Origin of the sequence: Bacteroides sp. CAG:189 (genome assembly GCF_000432295.1) — a bacterium.
GTDB classification, from domain to species: Bacteria; Bacteroidota; Bacteroidia; order Bacteroidales; family Bacteroidaceae; genus Bacteroides; species Bacteroides salyersiae.
Map to the genome: position 1 here is coordinate 72,370 of NZ_HF991123.1, position 8,546 is coordinate 80,915.

11 protein-coding genes are annotated in these 8,546 nt (G+C 38.4%); 10 read left to right on the forward strand and 1 reads right to left on the reverse strand.

The genetic code is table 11. From position 1 onward, the window contains the following. Window positions 1-12: 12 nt before the first annotated feature. The 10 genes from QVP90_RS18330 (at window position 13) to QVP90_RS18375 (ending at window position 7,736) form a co-directional block, all read left to right on the forward strand. On the forward strand, window positions 13-3,282 hold the full coding sequence (locus QVP90_RS18330; protein WP_021937222.1) for a DUF6443 domain-containing protein: 3,270 nt from the start codon (window positions 13-15) through the stop codon (window positions 3,280-3,282). 5 nt (window positions 3,283-3,287) lie between these two features. After that, window positions 3,288-3,701, forward strand: a complete 414-nt coding sequence (locus QVP90_RS18335) for a hypothetical protein (protein WP_021937223.1) — start codon at window positions 3,288-3,290, stop codon at window positions 3,699-3,701. 25 nt (window positions 3,702-3,726) lie between these two features. Beyond that, window positions 3,727-4,074, forward strand: coding sequence for a hypothetical protein (locus QVP90_RS18340; protein WP_264380823.1), 348 nt, complete (start codon window positions 3,727-3,729; stop codon window positions 4,072-4,074). 15 nt (window positions 4,075-4,089) lie between these two features. Then, window positions 4,090-4,506, forward strand: coding sequence for a hypothetical protein (locus QVP90_RS18345; RefSeq protein ID WP_441293881.1), 417 nt, complete (start codon window positions 4,090-4,092; stop codon window positions 4,504-4,506). A 13-nt stretch (window positions 4,507-4,519) separates the two neighbouring features. Continuing rightward, entirely contained in the window at window positions 4,520-4,960 is a 441-nt protein-coding gene (locus QVP90_RS18350) for a hypothetical protein (RefSeq protein ID WP_021937226.1), read from the forward strand. Between the two features lie 215 nt (window positions 4,961-5,175). Then, complete coding sequence (locus QVP90_RS18355) at window positions 5,176-5,406, forward strand: hypothetical protein (RefSeq protein WP_044093623.1); 231 nt, start codon at window positions 5,176-5,178, stop codon at window positions 5,404-5,406. A gap of 175 nt (window positions 5,407-5,581) precedes the next feature. Next, entirely contained in the window at window positions 5,582-5,833 is a 252-nt protein-coding gene (locus QVP90_RS18360) for a hypothetical protein (RefSeq protein WP_021937227.1), read from the forward strand. 114 nt (window positions 5,834-5,947) lie between these two features. Then, window positions 5,948-6,130, forward strand: a complete 183-nt coding sequence (locus tag QVP90_RS18365) for a hypothetical protein (RefSeq protein ID WP_044093620.1) — start codon at window positions 5,948-5,950, stop codon at window positions 6,128-6,130. A 539-nt stretch (window positions 6,131-6,669) separates the two neighbouring features. Further along, window positions 6,670-7,347, forward strand: coding sequence for an ankyrin repeat domain-containing protein (locus tag QVP90_RS18370; protein ID WP_369678151.1), 678 nt, complete (start codon window positions 6,670-6,672; stop codon window positions 7,345-7,347). Beyond that, window positions 7,344-7,736, forward strand: a complete 393-nt coding sequence (locus QVP90_RS18375; protein WP_007479136.1) for a hypothetical protein — start codon at window positions 7,344-7,346, stop codon at window positions 7,734-7,736. Before QVP90_RS18370 ends, QVP90_RS18375 begins: the two co-directional genes overlap by 4 nt. A 508-nt stretch (window positions 7,737-8,244) precedes the next feature. Here QVP90_RS18375 and QVP90_RS18380 read toward each other — a convergent pair. After that, window positions 8,245-8,546 (reverse strand): RNA polymerase sigma factor (locus tag QVP90_RS18380; RefSeq protein WP_288204911.1); only part of this gene is annotated, 302 nt, incomplete at its 5' end.

Genomic DNA, 8,546 nt, shown 5'->3' on the forward strand with positions numbered 1-8,546 from the left:
AAACAAAAACTTATGAAACACGTTTATATATTGCTAATCCTGTCCATACTGGATTGGAAGCCTGTCCTTTCGCAGGATGACAATCAGAACTACATCCGTACCCGCGTGATGCTGGATGAGAATGCCTCCAGATACCTGGAGACGGTTCAATACTACGACGGGCTGGGGCGTCCGTACCTGAACGTACAAAAGAATATCACCCCCTCCGGTGCCAATCTCTCCACCCTCCGGGAATACGATGCCTTGGGACGTGAATCCAAAACCTGGCTGCCGTATGTGAACTCCCTGGACTATCTGTCTCCGGAAGATATAAAAAAGAAGATTTCCACCACCTATGGCGGCGATCCGAGAGCCTTCAATGAATCCGTCTACGAAGCCTCTCCCCTGAATCGTGTCGTCAGGCAGTATGGCGCCGGCAGTTCCTGGGCCGCCCGCCCGGTATCGACCGATTATCTGACCAATACCGCTACCGGGGCATTGGCCTGCAAGTTATACAAACTGGACGATTCGGGGACGCTGACACAAGGCGGCAACTATTCCGGCGGTTCGCTGTATGTCAACAAAGTAACCGACGAGGATGGCAATCCGTCGTATTCTTTCGTAGACATGTTAGGGCAGACGGTTCTGACCCGCCAGACTTCTGCCGGAGAGACTTATGACACCTACTATGTTTATGATGATTTCGGTAACCTGCGTTTTGTACTTCCTCCCGCCTGTCAGGATACTCCGGAACTGTCTTTTTACGGTTACCAATACAAATACGATGCGCGCAACCGGTGCATAGAGAAAACACTGCCGGGATGCCGGCCTATATACTATGTCTACGACCGGGCCGATAATCCGGTCCTTTCCCAGGACGGGGTACAGCGCGCCAGAAATGAGTGGACTTTCAACTTATACGACACGTTCAGCAGAGTGGTCGTTACCGGACTGATGCAAACGCAGAGCTCGAGGGAAGAGTTGGCTGACAAATACAAAGAAACCCTGTTCAGGGCTTCATTGACCCAAAACTGCCCTTATGATTTGAACAAGGCGGACAATTTGTTCGGTTATGAAACTTCCGTCCTGTCGGGCTACGGTGTGAAGGTCCTGATAGTGAATTACTACGACCGGTATGATTTCCTCTCTTTTGAGCCATTCCAATATCGGGGTATGGATTACGTGGAAGACGCCTCTTTCGGTGTAAGGCACGAAAGCGCCCAGGGCCTGCTGACAGGAAGTTATGTCCGTCAGTTGGACAATTTGGGAAAGGGCGAGTTTGCCGTTCATTATTATGATGTCAGGGGTCGCGAGATACAAAAAAGAAGCAGCCTGCTTCCGTCTGGGCACCTTGATTATACCTGGACCAGATACGGCTTTACCGGGCAGCCTCTGTGTGTGAAGTATAAGCACTCCTCTGCCTATGGCATTTACCCCTATCCTTCCGGCGATCCCAGAGGGGATAACAGCCAGGAGGAACTTTACGAATATGAGTATGACAATGCCGGGCGGCCGGTAAAGACTTATCATACCCATAATAAGGGAGAGCGGATTCTGCTTTCCGAGTCCGTATATGATGACTTGGGCAGGCTTCAGGAGAAGAGACGGCACAATGACATGGATACCGTGCGGTATGAGTATAACATAAGAAACTGGGTATCGGCCATAAAAAGCCGGAGTTTCGTACAAAGATTATATTATGACACCGGCTCCGGATCAGGCTTTGTACCTCGCTATAACGGTAACATAGCCGGGATAGGATATGAGCAGAATGGCCATTCATACAATTATCTGTTTCTTTATGACGGCCTGAACCGCCTGACCGCGGCAAACTCTTATGACAAGGCAGGCGGCAGTATCCCGTATTCCGAGTTGTATGAATATGACAGGATGGGCAATATCACCTATCTGGAACGCCAGTTGGGTGAGAACAAGACCGATGCGCTGAATATTCAGTACACCGGTAACCAAATCAAGAAAGTATCTTCCGGAAGTCCGGTATCGGGATATGACTTCGGCAGTATGTCCTATCCGGACCTGTCTGATGCATCCATTGAATATTATTATGATAATAATGGCAATCTGATAAAGAATTTAGATAAAGGAGTCGTTGCCACCCGGCATAATTTCTTAAATTTGCCGGATACCATTCAATTTCAGAATGGCAATCAGATTATCAACAGTTATTTGGCTGATGGCAGAAAGGTGAAAGCGGTTTATAAGACATATAGTACGGGAATCGTTGTCCCCCAGGACGCTGTTTATCATGGGAATGCTTCCTACAGTACTTCTACGGATGAATGGGACGGTCATTACATGTATCGTAGCTGGTATGGTGATACTCCCAGAATGTTCATGGTTCAAACTCCCGAAGGGTATGTCGGTGCCGATTATGTCGGCATAGATTCCCATCGCAACTATGCCTATTACTATTATGTACACGATCATTTAGGTAATGTCCGTATCACCCGTAATTCTCAGGGCTATTATGCCGACCAGTCTTTGGAGTATTATCCCTCCGGTGTCCTTTTCGACCGTAGCACAGAGAAGGAACGCCAGCCGTACATGTTTGGTGGAAAGGAGCTGGTGAGCATGCACGGGCTGAATGAGTATGACTTTACAGGACGTTGGCAATATTCGATTATTCCAAGCTTTACTTCGATGGATCCGTTGTGTGAGAAATACTATTCGGTGAGTCCGTATGTGTATTGCTTGAATAATCCACTTAAATATGTTGATCCGGATGGTAAACAAGTAATTCCGGTTCCTGCTCCTGTTCCAATACCATTACCTGTCTATTACCCTCCACATCAAACTTCTACTATTTCAGATCAAGATATAATTAGAGCTGTAAATAGTGGTGTTGAAGGTGTAAAAAGAACGATGCAAACAAATCTTGTGATTTTAAGTGCTGTTTTTTTACCTGCTTTGAGTTCATTATCACCAGCTATAAATCCTGATTATAAACATCAAAGAAATCGGGATAGAAGAAACAAGAGAGAATTAGATCAACAGCAAGCAAATATAGCCAATAGCATCGATACTAATATATCGGGTACTATGCCCAATGGTGATCCAGCACCCAAAAGAGATCCTAATGATGGTCGAAAAGGTACAAAAACGGCTTTTGGCGTAATAACTGTTGCGGCTGGTGTTAGCAGTGTATTAGAATTAACCAATCCAGATCCAAGTAAAGATGCGGTTGAAGCCCATAAAGAAAAGGCTAAAAGTATTCAATCACAGCCAAGACAAAATGACCAAGGGTTATGGAAACGTTTAAAAGAATGGATATTTAATAAGTAATTTTTATGAAAGATTTTTTTATTAGTACAAGTAGAAAGTTGTTTACTCCTGCAATTGCTTTAATGATTGCTTATCATGTCTTATATCAATATATAGCAAGTTTTGCTTATCTTATTGTGATAAAAGTTGTATTAGTGATTTTATTTATAGTCTTATTTTTAGGATGGATATTCGACTATTTCAGTGGATATAAGGGTTGTGATAAAAGCCCAAAGCCTATAAAGAAAATTGTTAGGTATTTCTATTTAAAATCATATCTGATAGTTGTTAACGTATTTTGCTATTATAGTTCGGTTTATTTTTTATTCTTCTTAGGTAAAAAATCTATTCTATTTAATTATTTAGTGTTGTTTTTGTTTGGATTGTTTGTTGGATGTAGGATTACCCGTAAGGCTAATGAGCTATTTAAGGATATTTGACACATGTGATGATGGCGGGAATAATATGAAGAAAAATGTTACTAATTCGAGGTATAAGGTAGGAGTTAAGGAAACGTATGTAAGTTCCGAACCTGTTCCGATGTCTAATGGCATATTATTTAATCCTGTGGAAGCATTAAGATTGGAAGATGGGTATGTCTTGTCTCCAGCTACTATTTTAGAACATGAGTTTGGTCATGTGGTTGCTCGTAAAGAAGCGACAAGCGATATAACTCCCGATCCTGACTATAAAACAGCTATTGAAAGAAGAATAATACAAGGGGAAGAACTTGTGACGGCAAAGGTGAATGGGGAGAACTTCCCCAAAATCATAAAGGGCGGAAAAGTCACAGTGGTTCAACAAGAATTATAGTAAAAATGTATTTCTATAAAAGAAGTAAGTGAACAAAAATCATTAAATAAAGTTTTAGAAACAATTTCTGATAAGTCAGGGCAAAAAGGGAAAATAGGAGGAGCGTATGTGGTAAGTGACGATTTTGAGACAATGAATGATTATGCTCAATCTAAATTCAATGAAAGTAATATTATGAAGGAAGAGTATAATAAGGACGGAGAACCTTATAGTCTCACAGGGGATAATTGTGCGACTTTTGCTTCAGATGTGCTTAAACAGGATGAGAATGTAAAATCAGAAGTGTCGGGTACGGTAATCAATACCCCAAAGAATATAGCAGATGCATATCGAAGTGTTTATGACAAGGTAGATTACAGTAAGAGTACAGGAACGATAATTACACCTACTAAAACTCTTGGACAGAAGATAAAAGATTTTTTCGGACTTTAATTGATGAAAAAAAATGAAAAAGCCTATTGTAATTATAGTTATAACTTCTTTTGTGTTGATAATAATATATTGTGTTATTCCAATAAAAGGTTATAAATGTCCTCCTCCGGAAAGACCTTTCAATGTTCCCATTGATGCTAAATGGTGCGGTGATTGCGATGGGGGGGAATGGATTTATCTAGTTCCCGACGAAGAACAATATCATTTTATTGTATATATGGATTGGGGGCAAGTTCAGATGGATGCTATCTTTATCCCTGATAGAACAACTACTTTAAGCCGAGAGAACTGGAAAGATCAAATTTTCAGTTATGTAAGTGGTGATTCCCAGCCATACATACTTGGTTATGAAGAACTTGGAGTGTTTTATATATTGATGTGCCAATATCCAGCTTTTGGAGGAACAGAATGGGAAATTATTAAGGAAAAGGAAATAGAAAAATCGTCTCAGTAAGCTTTGTGTTTTCGTTACTCAAAAAAGAAGATGCCAAATTGTTGAGGATTGTCCTTAATCTCTTAGTTTCTACCCGTACAACAGATACAAGTCAGGTAAGTAATATTGTGAGTTATCCACTAATAATGATTGAATTTATTAAAAATCCAGAAACCTTCTGACCTATGCAACAAGAAAAGAGAATCTTACCAGAATTTAATCAACGATGATGATTTATGAATAAAAGAAAAAAGAAAAAATGGACAACTAAAAACACCCATATAAAAAGGATGAATGAAAATGAGTATATAAAACCTGAGAAATGGTATGATACGTTAGGGACATGGATTATTATAGCGGCTGTTATTGTATTTATAATATTGGTTGCTTTAAATAATCATGTTGTTGGTTATGATCATTACATTGGTATTCCAATAGAGTGGGCGCGGTCATTGTTTGATAATTAGCTTAACCGTTTTATATGGTATCACCGTTATGTATTCTTTATAATCTGTAGAGAACGCAATAATGGAATTTGTAATTTCTTGATGACATAACAGAGAAGAACTGTTGAGAATTTTACTGATTTAGCATTGTATGATATGAGAAATTTTTTTTTGGTATTCATGTATAGTGAATGATATGTCGGATGAATTCAATAATCTCCATTATGGCAGTAGTGGGAAAGAAGCCGGATATTATTTTCAATATTCAGTTTTGAATAGTGCCGAATGGAATCAAAGAACAAGATTGCGTCAGGTTGCTCAAGATATCGACAAAGTGATTAAAGATACTGCACCGGATGAGTTTTATTTTAACTTTGGAGGTTATCAAGGGAAATTTTTGTTGAATCATAAACGACAATGGGTTGTTCAGTGTGATCGACCGATATAGGTAGTCTTTGATGATACATATCAATAGATTTCTTATGTGGTATGAGGATGAATGGATTGCCACCTCTTGGTATTTGATAAAGATAACTATTCCAAATGGTGAAGAGATTACTTTTTGATAGCTAAAATCACAAATGTAACTTTATCGGACTTTAGGGAGGCTCTGTTGACTGCTGTCGGTGCGAATGAATTTATCTGGGACAATCAATTACGGGCGAAGTTACCTTCAGCACACATTACGACTTATCAATATAAACCGGGTGTGGGAGTGGTTAATACAATTCGAGAGGGAATTTAGAAACTGAAATGGATAGAACAGATAATATTCTTAAAACTTATTATTACTTTTATGCCGGAAGTGGAATGAAGCATATTCCGGGAAACCCGGATTTACCATGAGGCGTTAAATTATGATGCAAATGGAACTTTGGACAAAATATGTAAGTAATTTGATGAAAGACAAAATGAATTGAATAATACTTGGAAAATGAAAAGATTAAAATCAATGTTATTGAAAGAGGTTGATATGAAGTATAATAAGTTGGTGATGATATTTACTTTTGTTATCCTAAGAGATGCATGTTATATTTTTTACAATGAAAACAATAAGAATAACTCTCGTCTTTTATGTTGAAGTCTCGGAGGGTATGCATTATACTAAAACGGAGATTACAGTAATTAGGAAAGCCTTTTAGAAGTGTAGTAGTGACTGTTCTATTGGTTCTATAACAAAGAATTAAAAAAAATAATAGCAATGAGAATAGGTGCGTTTGTTTTATTACTAATTATATTCTTTTCTTGTCAAGTACCTAAGGAAAAGATGACAGGTAGAGGAATATACGTTTATGGCAAGATACCCCAGGTTGGAAGCTCGCCAAGGCTGTTCGTTCCGGTGACACAATTCGTATTAATGAGATTTTATTAAGAGATAGCATTGATATTGATTATAGAGAACCTATCTTTGGACAAAGTCTGTTGTTTTGGGCGATATGGCATAATAAAACAGAAATGGTTCAATTTCTTTTATCTAAAGGTGCAGATCCTAATATGCATGATTATTTTAATGGACAATCTCCTGTTGTATTAGCTTCGAGTGCTTATGGTGAGGATATTGAAATATTGAGGTTGTTGTTAAAGTATGGAGGTGACCCCAACGATTGTGTGTCAGATTCGGATTCTGTAACTTATATGCGATCAATAGAGACCCCATTAATATGTGCAGCTTCTGATAATATAGAAAAGGTTGAATTATTGATAAAAGCAGGTGCTGATGTTAATTTGGCAATAGAACCGGGTTACCCTCCTTTGCATAATGCGATAATAGGGAATCGGGCAAATATTGTTAGATATTTATTGATAGAACAAAATGCTGATTTTCATCAAGTGTACACTGTGACAATCCAAGGTGATACACTTGATTTTGAAGATCTATTATCCAAGTCGATGATGGAAAGAGTCGAAAATACAGCAAAAGAGTTACCTTATATCTATAAATATTTAGAACAATTTAAATGATGAATGTACATGAAATTTTGTTGCCTAACGTAATAAGTAGTGACAGCAAAGAGCGTATTAAGCTACTTTTGAATAGTAAAAAAGGTCGGGCAAAGTTTATTTCCAAGTTAGATCATTTTAATGCCTTTGAAAATAAATATATTACGAATCTTCCTAGTAATTTTACAACTGAAATGATTTTGGAATATTTGAAGAAGAAAGGTGCATCGGATGATTGCTATATTTTGTCAAGTATGTCTTCCTTAGATAAAAGAAACCTGTTGCTGAGAGATGCCTTGGATAGTGTTTATGGAAGAGGTTTCGGTTGCATTATATCTTGTGTCCCAGGAGTCTTGTTGTATTATGAAGGAGAAGATATGCGTGTGATAATAAATGCGATACAGATATGATGGATGCTTTATAACTTTAAATTTGATTCGGAACTAACGAATGAATTAGATGAGTCTGCAAAATTTTATTATATTGAATGAATTGAATATGGAAGATACTTTTGGCGAACTTTTATAATCCGCAGAAACCGCAGAGCGCTGTTTTAGAAACATCATTGAGTTCGCCATTGTATTTTTTGTTGTTTTGCGGAATACTGTGTGTTTTTCTGGGTTTGGTGTCGTTTTTTAGATAAATCAAAATGAATAGTTCGTTGCCTATAGTTCCGTTTTTAAACTCTTTCTTTAATATATATCATGCATATGTTATAGAGGTATGGGTTCTAAACGGTAGAGTTCAAGGGAAAATAATGTAGTATTGATTTGTTGAGGCTTTTCATGGGATAAAAAAGGAGCAAGCGTGGAATCTCTTCCTCTTGCTCCTAAATTAACACAACTAAAAATCTGCACTAAAAATTACTCATATAGAAATAGAAATCGATAAGTCGTCGGTTTAGGTTATATAATGCGATTATCTGAAATCTTTCAATTCTTCCTGTAGCTTTTGGCGTGTAAAGAAGATCCTGCTCTTTACAGTTCCCAACGGGAGATTAAGTTTCTCTGCAATTTCGCGGTATTTGAATCCGGAAACGTGCATAGAGAACGGCACTTTGTATTCTTTTGGCAGTGAGTTTACTATGCGGTGCATTTCTTTCAGGTCATACGAACTTTCCGTGCTCTCAAATCCCGATTCCTGCGGGAGGCTCAGGTGGTAGAGGTTCTCTGTTTGGTCTACAAATGTCTGATCACGTACTACTTTTCTGTAGTTGTTGA

What these genes read in the sequence shown, in the direction of transcription:
- QVP90_RS18330 (WP_021937222.1), top strand. Translation starts at nt 13, where the DNA reads ATGAAACACGTTTATATATTGCTAATCCTGTCCATACTGGATTGGAAG.
- QVP90_RS18335 (WP_021937223.1), top strand. Translation starts at nt 3,288, where the DNA reads ATGAAAGATTTTTTTATTAGTACAAGTAGAAAGTTGTTTACTCCTGCA.
- QVP90_RS18340 (WP_264380823.1), top strand. Translation starts at nt 3,727, where the DNA reads ATGAAGAAAAATGTTACTAATTCGAGGTATAAGGTAGGAGTTAAGGAA.
- QVP90_RS18350 (WP_021937226.1), top strand. Translation starts at nt 4,520, where the DNA reads ATGAAAAAGCCTATTGTAATTATAGTTATAACTTCTTTTGTGTTGATA.
- QVP90_RS18355 (WP_044093623.1), top strand. Translation starts at nt 5,176, where the DNA reads ATGAATAAAAGAAAAAAGAAAAAATGGACAACTAAAAACACCCATATA.
- QVP90_RS18360 (WP_021937227.1), top strand. Translation starts at nt 5,582, where the DNA reads ATGTCGGATGAATTCAATAATCTCCATTATGGCAGTAGTGGGAAAGAA.
- QVP90_RS18375 (WP_007479136.1), top strand. Translation starts at nt 7,344, where the DNA reads ATGATGAATGTACATGAAATTTTGTTGCCTAACGTAATAAGTAGTGAC.